The following is an 18,047-nucleotide window of genomic DNA, read 5'->3' as shown; positions in this document are numbered from 1 at the left end:
CTTTAACATGAGTAAAGTAATTGGTATTGACTTAGGTACAACAAATTCTTGCGTTGCCGTAATGGAAGGCGGCGAAGCCGTCGTAATTCCGAACCCGGAAGGTAATCGTACAACCCCTTCTGTCGTTGGTTTCAAAAAAGATGGCGAGCGCGTTGTTGGTGAAACAGCCAAACGTCAAGCGATCACAAACCCAGACAAAACAATCAGCTCCATCAAGCGTCACATTGGTACGAACCACAAAGAAAACATTGATGGCAAAGATTACACGCCACAAGAGATTTCTGCGATTATTTTGCAAAAGCTGAAAGCTGATGCTGAAGCTTACCTTGGCCAAACAGTTACGCAAGCGGTAATCACGGTTCCTGCTTATTTCAATGACAGCCAACGTCAAGCAACCAAAGATGCGGGTAAAATTGCCGGTCTGGAAGTTCTTCGTATTGTCAATGAGCCAACAGCAGCAGCACTTGCTTACGGTTTGGAGAAAACAGAAGACCAAACAATTCTTGTTTATGACCTTGGTGGCGGTACATTTGACGTATCCATCCTTGAACTTGGCGATGGCTTCTTCGAAGTTAAAGCGACAAGCGGAGACAACAAACTAGGAGGAGACGATTTTGACCAAGTCATCATCGATTACCTCGTAGCTGAATTCAAAAAAGAACAAGGCATTGACCTTAGCAAAGATAAAGCAGCTGTACAACGTTTGAAAGATGCTGCGGAAAAAGCGAAAAAAGAACTTTCCGGTGTTCTGACAACGACGGTTTCCCTTCCGTTCATCACGGTAGCTGACGGCGTTCCTCAGCATTTGGAGCTTAACCTGACTCGCGCGAAATTCGAAGAGATTTCCGCTGGACTTGTAGAAAGAACACTTGGACCAACTCGCCAAGCGTTGACAGATTCCGGCTTGTCCACAAGCCAAATCGACAAAGTTGTTCTTGTCGGTGGATCCACACGTATTCCGGCTGTTGTTGAAGCGATCAAAAAATTGATCGGCAAAGAGCCGCATAAAGGCGTTAACCCAGATGAAGTTGTTGCACTTGGCGCAGCTGTTCAAGCTGGCGTATTAACAGGTGAAGTGAAAGACGTTGTTCTTCTTGACGTAACGCCACTTTCCCTTGGTATCGAAACTGCAGGCGGCGTATTCACGAAAATGATCGACCGCAACACAACTATTCCTACAACCAAATCACAAGTGTACTCCACTTATGCAGATAACCAAACAAGCGTTGAGATTCACGTGCTTCAAGGTGAGCGCTCCATGGCTAGCGGCAACAAAACACTGGGCCGTTTCATGCTTGGTGATATTCCTCCGGCTCCACGCGGCGTACCGCAAATCGAAGTTAGCTTCGATATCGATGCCAACGGTATCGTTAACGTATCCGCTTTGGATAAAGGAACAGGCAAAAGCCAAAAAATCACAATCACTTCTTCCAGCGGTTTGAGCGATGCAGAAGTTGAGCAAATGGTGAAAGACGCTGAAGCTCATGCTGAGGAAGATCGCGTTCGCAAAGAGCTTGTAGAAGCTCGCAACGAAGCTGACCAACTTGTATACTCCGTTGACAAAACGATCAAGGATCTTGGCGATAAAGTAGACCAAGGCGAGATCGACAAAGCGAATGCTGCCAAAGAGAAAGTGACAGCTGCACTGGCTGGCAACGAACTCGAAGCAATCAAAAAAGCGACGGAAGAGTTGACGGAAGTCATTCAACAACTTTCTGTGAAGCTGTATGAGCAAGCGTCTGCGGCACAAGGTCCTGATGGCGATGCTGGCGGAAACGATGCTCCTAAAGGCAGAGAAAATGTTGTTGACGCTGATTATGAAGTGGTTGACGATCAAAAAAAATAAACATATTCTAGAGTAAGGACGTTTAAGAAGTCAGCTTTTTAAACACTTATTTGAATGAAAACGAATAAGTCAAAGCCGTCCGGAGTCTCTCCGTGGCTTTGACTTTCCGTTTGTAGTCTTGAACATGGGAGTGGAACAATGAGTAAACGTGATTATTATGAGGTCCTTGGTTTAGGCAAGGATGCTTCGCCAGATGAAATTAAGAAGGCTTATCGTAAAATGGCACGTCAGTATCACCCTGACGTGAACAAAGCCGCAGATGCGGAAGATAAATTCAAAGAAGCGAAAGACGCATACGATGTCCTCAGCGATGATCAGAAGAAAGCTCAATATGACCGCTTCGGTCATGTGGACCCTAATCAAGGCATGGGCGGCGGTCAAGACTTTAGCGGCGGCTTTGGCGATATTTTTGATATGTTCTTTGGCGGCGGAGGCGGTGGAAACCGTCGCAATCCGAATGCGCCTCAGCGTGGCAACGATCTGCAGTATACGATGACCATTGAATTCAAGGAAGCGATTTTCGGGAAAGAAACCGATATTCATATTCCGCGAACAGAGAATTGCGATACGTGCAGCGGAAGCGGCGCTAAGCCTGGTACGAAACCGGAAACCTGCGGAACCTGTCATGGCAGCGGACAACAGGAAGTTGTGCAGAATACAGCATTCGGTCGTATCGTGAACCGTCGTGTATGTTCAACTTGTAACGGTCAAGGCAAGATTATCAAAGAGAAATGTGGAACGTGTCATGGTGCTGGCAAAGTGAAAAAGCAGCGCACGATTCATATTAAAATTCCTGCCGGTGTTGACGATGGCGCACAGCTTCGCGTTTCTGGCGAAGGTGAAGGCGGTACGCGCGGCGGCCCTGCCGGCGATCTCTATGTCGTCATCCGTGTGAAATCACATGAATTCTTCGAGCGTGAAGGCAATGATGTGTATTGTGAAGTTCCTTTAACTTTCATGCAGGCTGCGCTAGGTGATGAAATTGAGATTCCTACTCTGACCGAGAAGGTTAAACTCAAAATTCCGGCCGGTACGCAGACGGATACGTATTTCCGCTTGAAAGGCAAAGGCGTTCCGCATCTTCGTGGATTTGGTCAAGGCGATCAACACGTGAAAGTCATCGTTATGACGCCAACGAATCTGAGCGAGGATCAGAAGGATCTGCTTCGTCAGTTCGGCAAGCAAAGCGGCGAGCATACGCATGAGCAGAATCAATCTATTTTTGAACGTATGAAAAGAGCCTTTTTGGGCGATTAATCTCTTGAATTTCAGCAAACATTCCATAGTAAGCCGTTAACAGATGCCATCTGTCAGACGCTTGCTATCGGGATGTTTTTTTGCGTTGTATTAACATTCCGCAAATAAATGTTGTAATATTTTACATTGCGCATATGTTCCTATGACGTCCTGTTAATCTCTGAGTATTATGCTAGAGAAGGTGAAATACTATTTTTGGAGGGAATACATCTTGAAAAAAAGTTTGAAACAAATCATGGGTTCCGGTTTATCGATTTCTTTACTGGCTCTAAGTGTAGCGGGCGTGGCATCAGCAGCTGAAACCACAGCAACGACACCAGCGGCACCGGCAGCACCAGCGGCAGCGCAATCCAAAAACTTGATTGTACTTATCGGCGACGGCATGGGCCCAGCTGAAGTAACCGCGGCTCGGTATTACTCCAAAAAGTTTTTAAATAAAGATCGTTTAGAGCTTGATGGCGGTTACTACGTGGGGAAAGCAACTACATATTCGCAAGCAGGACCTTATACATCCGAATCCGGAGCTGTAACAGACTCTGCAGCAGCAGGAACAGCTTTCTCGACAGGAAATAAAACGTACAATAACGCGATCAGCGTATCGAACGGCGATGTAGCTAAACCTTTTGCATCCGTTGTTGAAGCCGCGATGAAGCAAGGAAAAGCTACTGGACTCGTAACAACGGACAGCATTGTTGGTGCAACACCGGCAGTTTGGGCTTCCCATGTTCGTCAACGCAGCAACCAAAATGCCATTGCTTCGCAATACTTAACAAGCGGTGTTAATGTTTTATTCGGCGGCGGTAAAGTAAATTTTGTTACCAAAGATGATAAAGGCAAGCGCACAGACAAGAACATCATTCCTGACTTCGAAGCAAAAGGCTATAAAACGGCTTATGATAAAAACGGTTTGGATGCAATCCCGGCTACAGCTGGAAATGCACTAGGACTTTTCGCGCTTAATGAAATCCCTTATGTACTTGACCGCGATGCAAGCACGCCAAGCTTGCCGCAATTAACGCAAAAAGCGCTTGACCTTTTATCCCAAAATAAAAATGGATTTGTCTTAATGGTAGAGCAAGGTCGTATCGACCATTCAGGCCATGCGAACGATCTTCCTGCTAATATTCAAGAGATGCTTGAGTTGGATGCAACGTTCAAAACACTTGTTGATTTCGCTAAAAAAGACGGCAACACATCTGTCGTCGTAACAGCGGATCACGAAACAGGCGGCTTATCCTTGGGTATCAATAACGTTTATGAATTGAATGTAGATTTGTTTAACAAACAAAAGCATTCCTACGAGTACTTGGATGCGATTCTCAAAGCAGCACAAACGGCTGACGATGTTCGTAAAATTGTTGCAGACAACATCGGCTTCACAGATTTGTCCGATGAGGAAATTGCTTTGATCCTCAAAGGCGATGGTTCTTCCTACGGCCGCGCAGGCGGTTACAATGCCGTTGTATCCAAGCGTCTAGCTGTTGGTTGGACAGGTCATGGCCACACGGGTGTAGACGTTGGCGTATGGGCTTACGGTCCGATTGCTTCCCTTGTTAAAGGCGATGTCGACAACACGGATATTGCAAAAAGCGGAGCTAAAGTGATTGGTGCTGATTTGGCAGCAGCGACGAAAGAATTGCAAGATAAATATTTGTACCCGCTTTTCAAAGTAACGCGCGATAACAAAACCCTATTTACAGCGAAATCATTGGCTGAAGCTTTGGATATCAAAGTAACATGGGATGAAGCAACGAAATCCGTCGTACTTGCGAAAGACAGCCAGAAATTAACCGTACTTGTTGAAACAGGTGCTGTTACAGAGAACGGCGCAGCAAGCACAATCGCAGCAAATGTGGATAATGGCAAGCTTTACTTGCCGCTTGAAGCCTTTAATAAATTGACTGGAAAAAGCTTCACATGGGATTCCGTCAATGAGCGTATCGTTAAAAACTAACAGATAGCAGGATAAGAAAGGACAGGGGTTTTTGATGCCCTTGTCCTCTTTTCTTATTGAAGAGCATTGAGACGGAGGATCGTTATGATCGATATCAAAGGTGTTTCCAAATCTTTCATGATGCATGGCAAAAGCTTGCCGATATTAAGAGTTTCCAATTGGCATGTAGAGCAAGGCGAACGTTTAGCACTTATGGGTCCGAGCGGCAGCGGGAAAAGCACACTGCTGCACTTGATCAGCGGTGTGATGACGCCGGATGAAGGTGAAATATGGGTGGACGGCTTGCCGCTCCATACTTACTCGGAAAGCAAGCGTGACCGCTACAGAGCGGATCATGTTGGTTATATTTTTCAAGATTTCCATCTCATTTCATCCCTTACCGCCAAACAAAATGTGGAATTGATCGTGCCGCAAAGCTGGTCGAAGAAGATGATGAAGGAACAAGTAGACTATTGGTTTGAGAGAGTTGGTTTGAAAGATCGGCAGCATCATCTGCCCTCCGAGTTGTCTCGCGGGCAGCAGCAGCGTGCTGCTATTATCAGGGCGATCATTACGAAGCCGCATCTTATATTAGCTGATGAGCCTACAGGCAGTCTCGATTGGGAGACAGCAGGAGACATTATGACATTGCTCCTGGATATTTGCGAAGCGGAGAAGCTCACGTTGCTAACGGTTACGCATGATCTGCATTTGGCGGAGATGTATCCGCAGCGGGTTCATATCCAAGATATCAATGTGCTGCCGAGGAGAGAAGCCATATGAATTTACTTACCTTGTTGTGGCGCAATGTCCTTCATCGCAAAACGCTTTCGCTGCTTACCATCATGTCGGTTGGGGTGACGGTAGCGCTTGTCGTTTTTCTCCTGCTTTGCAGCGACGGTCTTGAGAAAGGGGCCGAGAAAGGCTATGGTCCCTTTGAAGTGACAATAGGTGCCAAGGGAAGCGCTACTCAGCTTGCACTCAACACGTATTATCATATCGGTGCTCCAACTGGTAATATACCGTATACACTGCTCGATGAGGTTCGAAAGGACCCTTCCGTTGATCGCGCTTATGCGATGACGACGGGAGATAATTATAATGGATTTCCCATTGTCGGTATGGAAGCGGAGTATTTCTTAACTCGCTACGGTGCTGACAAGCAAATGGCACAAGGCAAAATATACGAGAAGCTGGGAGATACCATCGTGGGCTCACATGTTGCGTCAACACTCGGGCTTCATGTTGGAGATAAGTTTCAAGGCGCACATGGCTTAGTTAAAGGCGCTGTCGACGACGATGGGGATGAAGATGAGCATCATAGCTTTACGTATACGATTGTCGGCATATTGCCCCCTTTATTCACCTCGGACGATCGGGCAGTCTTTACGACGCTGGATTATGCTTGGGCTGTGCATGAAAGTCAAAAAACAGAGAAAAAGGAAGTAACGACGATACTGGTCAAGCCGAAAACTTTGCTTGGTGCGCAATCCATTAAAACAACCTATGGACAGATGAATAATGTTCAAGCCATTTATACGAGCAAAGCTGTAGCGGATGTGGTGAATGTGGTGGACAAAGGTACTCAGGCTTTGAGCGTTGTGACAGTGATCTGTATTCTGTTGGCTGCCGGATCTATTCTGCTTTCCTTGGTAGCTGCCGTGAATGAACGCAAGAAAGATGTCGGTTTATTGCGTCTTATTGGCAAAACGAAAACATTTATTTGGGTTTCCTTGATCGGCGAAGGGATACTCTTGACTTTCATCGGGCTCATAGGAGGCCTATTGGCAGGTCATGCAGGCGGATATGCAAGCCGTGAAGCTGTATTTGAATATTCGGGATTACAAATCCAAACCTGGCATTTCATGCCCGGAGAAGGTTGGTTAATCGTCGGGACTTTGTTGATCGGTATTATAGCTTCTATCGGCCCGGCTTTGCAGGCTTATCGCGTAGATCCTTTGCAATTATTTAAATCATGAGGTGGTCCCTATGAGAAAACAGCAAGTCGTCATTGTGCTGAGCCTATGTGTGCTGGTTGTCACCTTGACAGGTTGCGGTCAGACAAAGAAAGAATCTGCTGGTCAGTCATTTGGCAGTGTAGCACAAACAGCAGCGGCAACTATTGAGCCGTCGAGCCGGCCAGATGCAGCGGCAAGCTCATTAAAGCCCGCTGCTTCGACAGCACCCGTAATATCGTCGCCAACACCTGCGCCTATTGTCAAAGAAGAGGAAAGTAAACCTGCTGCGCCTAAAGATGCACAAGCGACGCCCATTCCCTCTGCGAAAGCTTCTGAGCAGAAGCCCGTAGAGGAGACAGCTCCGGTTCATGCGAAGGAAGGTAAGGCGGCAGCGACTGCGGCTGCTCAAGCATCGGCAACACCTGCTGCTGATGCCAAGCCTGATGCCAAACCGAAGGATGAGAAACCGGCAGCGGAGAAGCCGAAGCCTGCCAGCTTGTCCAATGAAATCAATTGGACGCAGTTTTTTGATGATGATAAACAAGATAAGCCATCGAATGCCTTCTGGGATATGAGCGGCAAGACGGTGCAAATCAAAGGTTTTATGGGTGAAGTGCTTTCTTTCGACAAGCACTGGTTTCTGTTGATTCCGAAGCCGGGCGCCGAGTGCCCCTTTGATAACGGCGACGAAACCTACTGGAACAAGATCATGATCGTATTCGTTCCTGATTCTGTGAAGCTGCGTTACACCTCAGGACCGCTTCTTATTACAGGGAAATTAGATGTAGGAGTTAAGCTCGACGAATCCGGCTACAAAACGATGTTCCGGCTCTATGATGCTTCGTTCGAGAAGATCAAGGAGTAGAGGAACGCAGTGGTATAAAAATAAAGCTTTTCCGCAAACTAAAAACTGGATTTGACTATGAAGGTTTTTGGGAGGTTTAAGCGATGAGCACAATCAATGAAGAGCAAGACACACACAACGGACTGCCAGTGGTCAAAAATGAAGATGTTGAATTCGCGGCGGATGCGGCGGATCGGGATGATTTTGAAGCTTCCGAGCGAGCGGCAGCTGCGGATCATAGACAGGAAGAAAGCTAGAATGGCGGAGAAAGCGATTTTAGCCTATTTTCGCTCCCCAGAGCAAGCTGAAGGGGCGGCAGCGAAGCTGAGAGCATTGCGAGCTGCTGAGGTGACAGTGGATCGCTTTAACAACGATATTGGCCAAGGTCTGGAATCGGCGATGGCTGACAGTATGTTTGGCGACAGCGGGGACATGGATGCCGTGGGGCTTGATATTGTCCTCGCGGCTGTTATTGACGATACGGTTTATGAACAAGCAGTTCGCGTCATAAAGAGTGCAGGCGGCTCGATATAAAGTTGGCAAAAAAAGCATTCAGACATAGAGCGCAGCTCTTTCGTCTAAATGCTTTTTTTGGCTTAAGTATGCTCGTTCATCACTTGAACAAGTTGGTCTGGCACGTTGGTGATGATGCTGGAGACGCCTAATTGCAGCATTCGTTTCATCATTGTTTTGTCATTTACGGTCCATACATAAACTTCCTTGTTATGCAGAGAGGCTTGTTTCAAGAAATCTTCATTCACCATCGGATAAGCCGCAGAAACGACTTCATAATCGGGATTATCCCAGAGCGTATTCTGGTCTGATTTTTGGCTTACGATGAGACCTGTTTTGATTTGAGGATTGATTTTCTTTACGGTGTGAAGCAAGTTGGGATCGAAGGAAGTTACGGTACACTGTTTCACAAATCCATGAGACTGTATGATTTCAACGGTTTTCTCGGCAAGCCGCTTGCCATGGCCGTTATTTTTCATTTCGATGTTCAGCTTAATATGGTCTTTGGCCGTCTCAATGACCTCATCAAGTGTAGGCACATGTTCATCTTTGAATTTGCTATTGAACCATTTGCCTGCGCTAGCAGCTTTAAGCTCATCTGATGTAGCTTCCCACATATTTTTGTTGATACCCGTTGTGCGAAGGGCATTGTCATCATGCATGACCATCACGACGCCATCGGAGGTCTCTTGCACATCAAGTTCCGCATATCCTGCTCTATCCAAGATAGCTTGACGAAAAGCGCTTAATGTATTTTCAGGGGTATGCGCCGAACTGCCCCGGTGTGCAGTAACCTGACTATAATTATCTGCCAGCAGGGTCGTAGTTGTGAAGGGAGCCACTAGCTCAAAGGCAAAGATAACGACAAAGAAAAAGAGTGTTTTGATCATAGAAAAAGACCCCATTCTGGATTCATGTAGGACAAGCTGAAAGAGCATTGAATAACTTCTTATTCAAATTAACATGCATGTATTAAGACAATGTTAGGATTTTGAAAATAAGCGTAAAGTGCTTGCGGAGAAACGCCTATTTTACCCAGAAAGCGAAGTGTAGTACAATGATCATTGTGAAAATAGGCTGCAAGGGCTTGTTTTTGGCGAAGGTGATAACCGACAGGAGGAGCACGAGAGATGCTTTGGCAAGAAGTAACTGTACATACAACAGAAGAAGCAATAGAAATGATTACGAATTTTATTCATGAACTGGGCGCCGGTGGCGTTTCTATTGAAGAGTCAGGCACATTAAACAAAGAGCGAGATACTTCATTTGGGCAATTGTACGAAACGCCGTTTAACGATATTCCGGAAGGAAGAGCCGTTATTAAGGGTTATTTCTATCATGGTATAGATATGGAACCTATAATGGCTGATCTGAAAGCGTCTGTAGAACAGCTAAGCGAGTTCGATATTGATACCGGCAATCCCTCTTTTGAATTAAGAGAAGTGGATGATGAAGACTGGGCGCATGCTTGGAAGCAATATTTCAAACCCATCCGCGTATCCGATCGCTTGACGATTAAACCGACTTGGGAAGACTACACAGCTTCACCGGAAGAGTTGATTTTGGAGCTTGATCCAGGCATGGCGTTCGGGACAGGGACTCATGCGACAACATCGCTATGCCTCAAGACGCTAGAGAAAGTCATGAAACCTGGAGACGATGTCATTGATGTTGGTACAGGTTCGGGCATTCTGTCGATCGCTGCAGCTAAATTAGGGGCGAAACACGTGCTGGCTGTGGATTTGGATCCGGTAGCGGTAACAAGTGCCTTAGACAATACGAAGCAGAACCAGCTCGAAGACCAAATTACCGTGAAATTGAGTGACTTGCTTGGCGTATTGAAAGAAAGCGAAACCGAAGATGCCGCGCAGCTTGGGGTTACCATTCCAGTACAGCTGGTTGTCGCCAATATTTTGGCGGAAGTGATCGTGCTTTTCGTGGACGATGTATATGAAGTGCTTCAGCAGGGCGGGTATTACATCACGTCAGGGATTATTACAAACAAGGAAGCGGATGTAGAAAAAGCGCTGATTGCTGCTAAATTCACAATTGTAGAGAAAAACTATGATTCGAATTGGGTTGTGATCGTAGCCAGAAAGCTGTAGGTGCGAAGCCATGGGTGGATTATTATTTTATGACTTAAAAACACTGCCATTTGTTATTCTGGTACTCGTACTTTCATTCACGATCCATGAATTTGCACATGCGTACAGTGCTTATAAATTAGGAGATTCTACGGCGTATCAGTTCGGCAGAGTGTCCTTGAATCCAATGGTTCATCTGGATTTGTTCGGTACGATTATGCTGTTGATTGCTGGATTTGGTTGGGCGAAGCCTGTGCCGGTGAATCGCGGCAACTTCAAAAATCCCCGCTTGATGGGGATTATCGTCACGGCCGCAGGACCGATAAGCAATTTGATTTTGGCTTTTATCACGATATTCGTGGCGCTCTTATTCCAGAAATTCGGCTGGTTGGAAGGCATGTCCAAAGGAAGTGCAGACGCAATTGTTCTTTTTTTACGATTGATGTTAAGCATTAACATCACCTTGTTTCTGTTTAATTTAATTCCAATCCCGCCATTAGATGGCTACCGGATTATTCAGGATTTAGTTGACCTGAGACATAGTGAATCTTTGCAAAAGTTCGAGCAATGGGCATCCGTTATTTTTCTTCTGGTTGTATTTGTAAGACCTTTACGACAAGTAACATTGGATCCATATTTGAGCTTAGGCTCGGATATCATTCAATTCCTTTCCAGGCCGATTGCTTGGATATTAGGCATGTAGCTCTCACAGCAACCCCTCTAGATTTTCTGAGTCAAAAAAGGTATGATGGTGAGTGGAAGTTTCAAACGATCACAGACATGAACGTAGATAGAGAGGCTTTAACGATGCAGCGATATTTTCTCCCGCCTGAGCAGTTTCACCAAACCACACAGACCGTCACCATCGAAGGAGACGACGCCCATCATCTGGCGCGAGTTATGCGAGCAGAAGTTGGCGACAAAGTCATTTGCAGCAATGGGATTGACCGTGAAGTGCTAGTTCGGCTTACTGAGCTGGACAAAGGGTGTGTAACCGCAGAGATTGTGGAAGAGCTGTCCATGGACGCGGAAGCAGCGGTTCAGGTGTGGATTGCGCAGAGCTTGCCCAAAGGCGATAAGATGGAAACGATTATTCAGAAAGGGACCGAGATCGGGGCAGCCCGGTTTCTTCCTTTTTTATCAGAGCGAACGATTGTGCAATACGATGCCAAAAAAGAAGCCAAACGGACCGAGCGCTGGCAGAAGATCGCCAAGGAAGCGGCCGAACAAGCCCATCGGAATCGGGTGCCGCAAGTCGAGTCCGTGTATACGTGGAAGCAGTTGATGCAGCGGGCGAAGGAAGCCGATATCGCTTGGATCTGCTATGAGAAGGAAGATGGACAGCAATTAAAGCCAGCGATTCAACAAGCGCAAGCGGCTGGTCAATTGACTGCTGGCAAACAAGTGTTGATTGCTGTTGGTCCAGAGGGCGGCTTTACCGAACAGGAAATCGCACAGGCGGAGGCCGCCGGATTTCGATCGGTATCGCTTGGAGCAAGGATTTTACGCACGGAGACTGCTGCGATGGTAGGACTTACGTGTCTTTTCTATGAAACCGGAGAGATGGGAGGATAAGCGTTATGGCAACGGTAGCGTTTCATACATTAGGGTGTAAAGTGAATTTCTATGATACAGAAGCCATTTGGCAATTATTCAAAAATGAGGGTTACGAGCAGGTTGACTTCGAACAAACCGCGGATGTGTATGTCATCAATACATGTACCGTTACAAATACAGGGGACAAAAAAAGTCGTCAAATGATTCGTCGGGCAATTCGCCGCAATCCAGAAGCCATTGTAGCGGTAACAGGCTGCTATGCGCAAACCTCGCCAGCCGAAATTATGGCTATTCCTGGCGTGGATATGGTGATCGGGACACAGGACCGAGAGAACATTTTGCCGCTTGTCAAACAATTTGAAACTGATCGTCAACCGATCAATGCGGTGCGCAATATCATGAAAACACGCCAATTCGAAGAATTGGATGTGCCTGATTTTGCCGACCGGACAAGGGCGTTTCTGAAAATTCAAGAAGGCTGCAACAACTTCTGCACCTTCTGCATTATTCCATGGTCGCGGGGCCTCATGCGCAGTCGTGAGCCGCAAAGCGTGATCGCCCAAGCTAGACAGCTAGTGGCAGCAGGGTATCAGGAAATCGTCCTGACGGGTATCCATACAGGCGGTTATGGCGAAGATATTGAGGATTACAGCTTGGCGAAACTGCTGTGGGATCTGGACAAAGTGGAGGGCTTGAAGCGGATTCGGATTTCGTCGATTGAAGCCAGCCAAATCACAGATGAAGTCATTGAAGTTCTGAAATCGTCTGACAAAATGTGCCGTCATTTGCATATCCCGCTGCAAGCTGGGGATGACCAGGTTCTGGCTCGCATGCGCAGAAAGTATACAACATCTGAGTTCGCAGGGAAAATCGAGCGTTTGCATGAAATTATGCCGGATGTTGCAATCACAACAGATATTATCGTGGGCTTTCCTGGTGAAACAGACGAAATGTTCCGAAATGGCGTTGAGTTTATGGAGCGTATGAAGTTCTCCGAGATGCACGTATTCCCTTATTCCAAACGGACAGGCACGCCTGCCGCACGGATGGAGGATCAAGTCGACGAAGAAATCAAAAATACGCGCGTACACGAGCTAATTGATCTGTCTGAGAAGATGCAGTTGGCTTATGCGCAGAAATTTATCGGTCAAGTACTGGAAGTTATTCCAGAACGCGCCTACAAAGGGGCTCCGGACAGCGGGTTGTACAGCGGTTATTCCGACAACTATGTCCAGTTGGTATTTGAAGGCTCGGAAGACATGATCGGTCAAGTGTGCCGTGTGAAAGTAACAGAAGCTGGTGTGAACGAAAGCAAGGGGCAGTTGGTGCGGGTATTGGAAGCGGCAGCAGTTGTCAATTTGTAAGGCTTACCTTTAGGCGATGAAACCTACCTCTAAGCGTGGTCGCTCTTTCATGAATGACTGCGATAGAGGTTTTGTCTTTGAAAGATGACGAAAATAATTTACTATACTAATTGAAGAGGTGCCTGACATGACAACGTTAAGTGCAAAGGAAATTGCTAAATATATTGATCATACGTTATTAAAACCGGATGCAAGCACAGCTGCGATTCACAAATTATGTGAAGAGGCTGCTGAGCATCATTTTTATAGTGTTTGTGTGAACTCCCAGTTCGTTGCTGTTGCTGCCAAAGCGCTTGAAGGCACAGAAGTGAAAGTGGCAGCTGTTGTTGGTTTCCCGCTGGGGGCAAGCCTAAGTGAAGTGAAAGCTTTCGAAGCGGCCAAAGCTGTGGAAAATGGCGCAGCTGAGATTGACACGGTGCTGCCGATCGGATTATTGCTTGAAGGCCAGCATGACGCTGTTCGCTCGGACATTAAGCAAGTTGTGGATGCAGTAAAAGGCAAAGCCATCGTCAAAGTGATTATGGAAACCGGCTTCCTGAATGATGAGCAGAAAGCCGCAGCATGCCGTTTGTCGGAAGAAGCAGGCGCTCATTTCGTGAAAACTTCGACTGGTTTTGGCCCAGGCGGGGCTACGGTAGAAGACGTTCGTTTAATGCGTCACAACGTATCCGATACGATTGGCGTTAAGGCTTCCGGCGGCGTTAGAGACTTGCAAACCGCTGTTGCCATGATCGAAGCAGGGGCAACAAGACTCGGAACCAGCTCCGGTGTTGCTATTGTGAACGGAACTCAAGACGCTTCCACATATTAAGATAACAAAGCGGCAAAGCGATCAAAGAGCAAGCAACATTGAAGATCGTTTGGGATCGGGCGATTTGCTCGGACGCATCATTGGCCAGAAGCGCTGAGAGGCTGACGAGCTGATGGATGAATGGGTAAAAGAGGATCGCGCCTCCGACATTAAGGAGGATATGCGACCAGGCGACGTAACGCCCGGCGCGCGAGCTGCTCATCCCAGCGATCAGCGCGGTTGCGCAGGTGCCTACATTGGCACCGATCGTAATCGCGACGCCAAGCTCAACGGGAATCCCCTGCACCGCGGCAAGGCCCATCGCCATCGCGATGACGGCGGCGCTGCTGTGCACGAGCGCGGTGACCGCGGCACCGGCGATGATGCCCCAGAGCAGGCTCGTCTGCGCTTCTTGGACGAACCAGGCGAAGAGCCCGCGGGTCTGCAGCGCAGGCCCGATCGTTTGCATGATCTCGATGCCGAGCAGCACGAGAGCGAAGCCCGCCACCGCCAGCGAGCCGTAGCGGACGCTGCGCAGCCAGCCCCGGCCGCGGGTAGCGGCGGCCGTTTGGTCTAGGCCGAGCCCTTGCGCCGCAGGCGGCAAGGGTCCGGCCAGCCAGCTGGCTAGCCATACGCCAGCGCTGGCCAGCAGGATCGGCACGCCGATGCCTCCGAGGCTGAGCCCGATCAGCTCGGTGGTGAGGCACGTGCCGATGTTCGTCCCGAGAATGACGCCGAGCGTTCTCGGGAAGGTCAAGACGCCGGCACCGACGAGGCCGATGGCGATCACGGTAATGGCGGTGCTGCTCTGCAGCGCCGCCGTCAAGATCGTGCCGGTGGCGAGGCCGCGTACCGGCGTGCGGGTGAACCGCTCCAGCCATAGCTGGAGGCGAGGGCCTGCCCAAGAGGAAAGCGCGGTTTCCATCAGCTTCATACCGAACAGAAACAAAGCTAAGCCTGTTAACACAGGCAAGATGATAGCATTCAGCATCGTAGAGATTCTCCTTCGTGAGCGGACTACTTATTTTCAACCAATATATGTGACCGTACAGACAAGCATGACAAGCAAGCTGATGAGGTGAACGGTTTCACGCAAAGGACGGCTAAGATTATAATGGCAGCAGTATTTCTATTTAAGAAACGCAAACCTCGTTTGGAGCAAGGACACCCTTGGGTGTTCAAGAGTGAAATTGAGCGTGTAGACGGAGACATCGAACCAGGACAGCTTGTCCCTGTGCAAACACATTTGGGTCAATATTTGGCAACGGGCTATTTTAACGAGGCTTCACAAATAACGGTCCGAATCGTATCCTACAAACCGCTGGAAGCAATGACCACCGAGTTTTTCGTGGAGCGCTTTACACGCTGCTTGCAGCATCGCACGCGCTTCGTAAAAGATGCGCAATCCTATCGTTTGGTATATGGGGAAGCTGATTTCCTTCCAGGGCTGATCGTCGATAAATTTGAAGATACGCTGGTCGTACAAATTCTTACGATGGGCATGGATCGCTGCCGCGAGCACATTGTTGCCGCATTGGTTCAGGTCATGAACCCAAAGGGCATTTTCGAGCGCAGCGATGTCTCCATTCGTGAGCTGGAAGGCTTGAAGCAGACCAAGGGACTGCTGTATGGCGAATGTACGAAGCATGTAGACATTCTGGAGAATGGCTTGCGAATTCGCGTCGACATTGAAGATGGACAGAAAACGGGCTATTTCTTCGATCAAAGAGAAAATCGCGCAGCCATCGGTCCTTTAATGACCGGTTGGGGCCATCGCAGCGGTATTGAGCTGAAGGAAATCGAAGAAAATGGAATAAGCCAGATGCTTCCGGTCAATGCCAATGGGAAAGTGGTTACTTTCCCTTACTGGGATGGCGCTTCCGTGCTGGAATGCTTCTCGCATACCGGAAGTTTCACGCTTAACGCATGTAAATTTGGGGCGAAAAAGGTAACCTGCCTCGACATTTCGGAGCATGCCATCGAGAGCGCGCGGACGAACGTTGCACTGAATGGTTTTGAAGAACGCGTAGAGTTCGTGGTTGCCGATGCTTTTGACTATTTGCGTACACAGGTCAAAGGCTTGGATGAGCGCAAAGTGCGCGCGAATGGCGGCAGTGGGCAAACGAAAGTGGATACGTCAAAGCCTGTAGCAACAGGCGGTCGGACTTGGGATGTCGTCATTCTGGATCCACCGGCATTCGCCAAAACGAAAAGCGCTGTAGAAGGCGCTTGCCGAGGCTACAAAGATATCAACCTGCACGGGATGAAGCTTGTGAATGAGGGAGGATACCTCGTTACAGCGAGCTGCTCCTACCATATGCACCCTGAGCTTTTCCTTGAAACGATTCATGCCGCGGCGACAGATGCCGGTAAAATTCTCCGGTTAATCGAGTTCCGTGAAGCAGGGATGGATCATCCCCGCATTCTTGGCGTGGATGAGGGTCATTATTTGAAATTCGCTATCTTCGAGGTGCGGAGCAAGTAAGTAGCTGCTGCCTCGGAGAAATAAGAGTCTTTGAAAGCTTCTATTCACGCGCAAAGAGGTTATTTGAGCGGAGTAGAAGCCTTTGGGGGCTCTTATTTGTCTTACAGCCTCACTGCCCTATATCGATAAATTTATATGATCAATAAAAATAAATTATTGAATTTTTTTTATCAGGATGACAGAAAAAGCCAATTGGATGAATCGGCGCAAACCAACTAAGATGAGAATAAGAAGTTAATTACTGCTCATCGGAAGGAAGGGACGCGCACATGGCATCAGTAACAGGATTAGAAGGGGTAATCGCAGCAGAAACGGAGTTATCATTGGTTGATGGACAGAATGGCAATTTGGTCTACAGGGGATACGAGGCCAAGGAGTTGGCATTGCACAAAAGCTTCGAAGAGACAGCTTATTTGCTGTGGTATGGCTCGCTTCCCAGTCAAGAGACACTTAATGAATTTAAAGCGCAATGGGTCGCCGGACGTACCTTGCCGGCAACGCTTGAAAGCGTACTTGACCTGCTGCCTAATGAAAGCGATATGATGAGCATCCTCCGCACAGCGATCTCTGTGCTGGGTACAGGCGATAATACGCAGTCTGCTTGGCCGCCAAGCGATAAGGCAATAATCGCCTATACGGCATTGCTTCCTACGATTATTGCGTATAAATATCGACAATCACGTGGACTTTCGCCCATAGCGCCTCATACAGATTTGGATCATGTTGCCAATTACTTGTATATGCTGACAGGTGAAATCCCGCAGCCCAGCCATGTGAAGGTACTGACCGCTTATTTTATTCTAGCGATGGAGCATGGGATGAATGCTTCAACGTTTGCCGGGCGTGTTGTCTTATCTACGCAATCGGATCTGGCTTCGGCGCTTTGTGCGTCCATAGGTGCGATGAAAGGCCCGCTGCATGGAGGAGCCCCTTCGGAAGTGCTTCATATGCTGGACGAAATAGGCAGCAAAGATCGGGCAGAGGAGTACTTGCGCAATCAACTGGCATCCGGCAAACGCCTAATGGGATTTGGGCATCGCATATACAAAACGAACGATCCGCGAGCAGAAGCATTAAGACGGATCATGACGGAGTTGTCCTCCGAAGATCCCTGGTTCGAGCTGGCTGTCCACGTTGAGAAGACAGCTGTTGATTTGTTGGCTGTTTATAAGCCTGGAAGGAATTTATATGTGAATGTGGAGTTTTATGCCGCAGCGGTTATGCGTGCCATTGAGCTGCCGCCACATTTGTTTACAGCCAGCTTCACGGCAAGCCGCATGGTGGGCTGGACGGCCCATCTCTTGGAACAAGCCAGCTGCAATCGGATTTTCAGACCACAATCCACCTATATTGGCGAACTGCCCGTCTCTCTTCGGCAATCCTAAGAACTGATTATCAAAGAAGCTGATCTCTCCG

17 protein-coding genes are annotated in these 18,047 nt (G+C 48.0%); 15 read left to right on the top strand and 2 right to left on the bottom strand.

Going from position 1 to position 18,047, the window contains the following annotated elements; translation table 11 throughout:
- The first annotated feature begins 7 nt into the window (after positions 1–7).
- The 8 genes from dnaK (at position 8) to BC351_RS10845 (ending at position 8,372) form a co-directional block, all read left to right on the top strand.
- Positions 8–1,846 (top strand): molecular chaperone DnaK, encoded by a 1,839-nt coding sequence (dnaK, locus tag BC351_RS10880; RefSeq protein ID WP_079411720.1) that lies wholly within the window; start codon positions 8–10, stop codon positions 1,844–1,846.
- A gap of 138 nt (positions 1,847–1,984) precedes the next feature.
- On the top strand, positions 1,985–3,103 hold the full coding sequence (gene dnaJ / locus BC351_RS10875) for a molecular chaperone DnaJ (protein WP_079411717.1): 1,119 nt from the start codon (positions 1,985–1,987) through the stop codon (positions 3,101–3,103).
- Between the two features lie 169 nt (positions 3,104–3,272).
- Positions 3,273–5,057, top strand: a complete 1,785-nt coding sequence (locus tag BC351_RS10870) for an alkaline phosphatase (RefSeq protein ID WP_482811863.1) — start codon at positions 3,273–3,275, stop codon at positions 5,055–5,057.
- 84 nt (positions 5,058–5,141) lie between these two features.
- The gene (locus tag BC351_RS10865) at positions 5,142–5,819 is read left to right on the top strand and encodes an ABC transporter ATP-binding protein (RefSeq protein ID WP_079411713.1); all 678 of its coding nucleotides are present in this window, start codon (positions 5,142–5,144) and stop codon (positions 5,817–5,819) included.
- Complete coding sequence (locus BC351_RS10860) at positions 5,816–7,015, top strand: ABC transporter permease (RefSeq protein ID WP_079411711.1); 1,200 nt, start codon at positions 5,816–5,818, stop codon at positions 7,013–7,015. The genes BC351_RS10865 and BC351_RS10860 overlap by 4 nt, the downstream gene beginning before the upstream one ends.
- 10 nt (positions 7,016–7,025) lie before the next feature.
- On the top strand, positions 7,026–7,859 hold the full coding sequence (locus tag BC351_RS42875) for a hypothetical protein (RefSeq protein WP_079411709.1): 834 nt from the start codon (positions 7,026–7,028) through the stop codon (positions 7,857–7,859).
- A gap of 83 nt (positions 7,860–7,942) precedes the next feature.
- Positions 7,943–8,095, top strand: a complete 153-nt coding sequence (locus BC351_RS10850; RefSeq protein ID WP_079411707.1) for a YfhD family protein — start codon at positions 7,943–7,945, stop codon at positions 8,093–8,095.
- 1 nt (position 8,096) lies between these two features.
- Positions 8,097–8,372 carry a hypothetical protein gene (locus BC351_RS10845; protein WP_079411705.1) on the top strand — a complete coding sequence of 92 codons (276 nt, stop codon included), beginning with the start codon at positions 8,097–8,099 and terminating at the stop codon, positions 8,370–8,372.
- A 62-nt stretch (positions 8,373–8,434) separates the two neighbouring features.
- Here BC351_RS10845 and BC351_RS10840 read toward each other — a convergent pair whose 3' ends face one another.
- Positions 8,435–9,241: a glycerophosphodiester phosphodiesterase gene (locus BC351_RS10840; protein ID WP_079411703.1), complete on the bottom strand. Its 807-nt coding sequence runs from the start codon at positions 9,239–9,241 to the stop codon at positions 8,435–8,437.
- A 240-nt stretch (positions 9,242–9,481) separates the two neighbouring features.
- Here BC351_RS10840 and prmA point away from each other — a divergent pair, with 240 nt between their 5' ends.
- The 5 genes from prmA (at position 9,482) to deoC (ending at position 14,167) form a co-directional block, all read left to right on the top strand.
- A complete protein-coding gene (prmA, locus tag BC351_RS10835) occupies positions 9,482–10,456 on the top strand; it encodes a 50S ribosomal protein L11 methyltransferase (RefSeq protein ID WP_079411701.1) in 975 nt (324 codons plus the stop codon).
- A gap of 10 nt (positions 10,457–10,466) precedes the next feature.
- Positions 10,467–11,138, top strand: a complete 672-nt coding sequence (locus tag BC351_RS10830; protein WP_079411699.1) for a site-2 protease family protein — start codon at positions 10,467–10,469, stop codon at positions 11,136–11,138.
- Positions 11,139–11,242: 104 nt separating this feature from the next.
- On the top strand, positions 11,243–12,010 hold the full coding sequence (locus BC351_RS10825; RefSeq protein ID WP_079411697.1) for a 16S rRNA (uracil(1498)-N(3))-methyltransferase: 768 nt from the start codon (positions 11,243–11,245) through the stop codon (positions 12,008–12,010).
- Positions 12,011–12,015: 5 nt separating this feature from the next.
- A complete protein-coding gene (gene mtaB / locus BC351_RS10820; protein WP_079411695.1) occupies positions 12,016–13,356 on the top strand; it encodes a tRNA (N(6)-L-threonylcarbamoyladenosine(37)-C(2))-methylthiotransferase MtaB in 1,341 nt (446 codons plus the stop codon).
- A gap of 127 nt (positions 13,357–13,483) precedes the next feature.
- A complete protein-coding gene (deoC, locus tag BC351_RS10815; RefSeq protein ID WP_079411693.1) occupies positions 13,484–14,167 on the top strand; it encodes a deoxyribose-phosphate aldolase in 684 nt (227 codons plus the stop codon).
- Here the strand turns inward: deoC and BC351_RS10810 are convergent.
- Entirely contained in the window at positions 14,130–15,137 is a 1,008-nt protein-coding gene (locus BC351_RS10810) for a Na/Pi cotransporter family protein (RefSeq protein WP_079411691.1), read from the bottom strand. The genes deoC and BC351_RS10810 overlap by 38 nt on opposite strands.
- 123 nt (positions 15,138–15,260) lie before the next feature.
- On the opposite strand from BC351_RS10810, the gene BC351_RS10805 reads away from it, so the two are divergent.
- Positions 15,261–16,631, top strand: a complete 1,371-nt coding sequence (locus BC351_RS10805; RefSeq protein ID WP_079411689.1) for a class I SAM-dependent rRNA methyltransferase — start codon at positions 15,261–15,263, stop codon at positions 16,629–16,631.
- 269 nt (positions 16,632–16,900) lie between these two features.
- A complete protein-coding gene (locus BC351_RS10800) occupies positions 16,901–18,016 on the top strand; it encodes a citrate synthase/methylcitrate synthase (protein ID WP_079411687.1) in 1,116 nt (371 codons plus the stop codon).
- Positions 18,017–18,047 lie beyond the last annotated feature (31 nt).

This window comes from Paenibacillus ferrarius (assembly GCF_002027705.1).
GTDB lineage: Bacteria > Bacillota > Bacilli > Paenibacillales > NBRC-103111 > Paenibacillus_E > Paenibacillus_E ferrarius.
The sequence above is the reverse complement of the archived record's forward strand: the minus strand, read 5'-3'. Positions and strand labels throughout refer to the sequence as shown.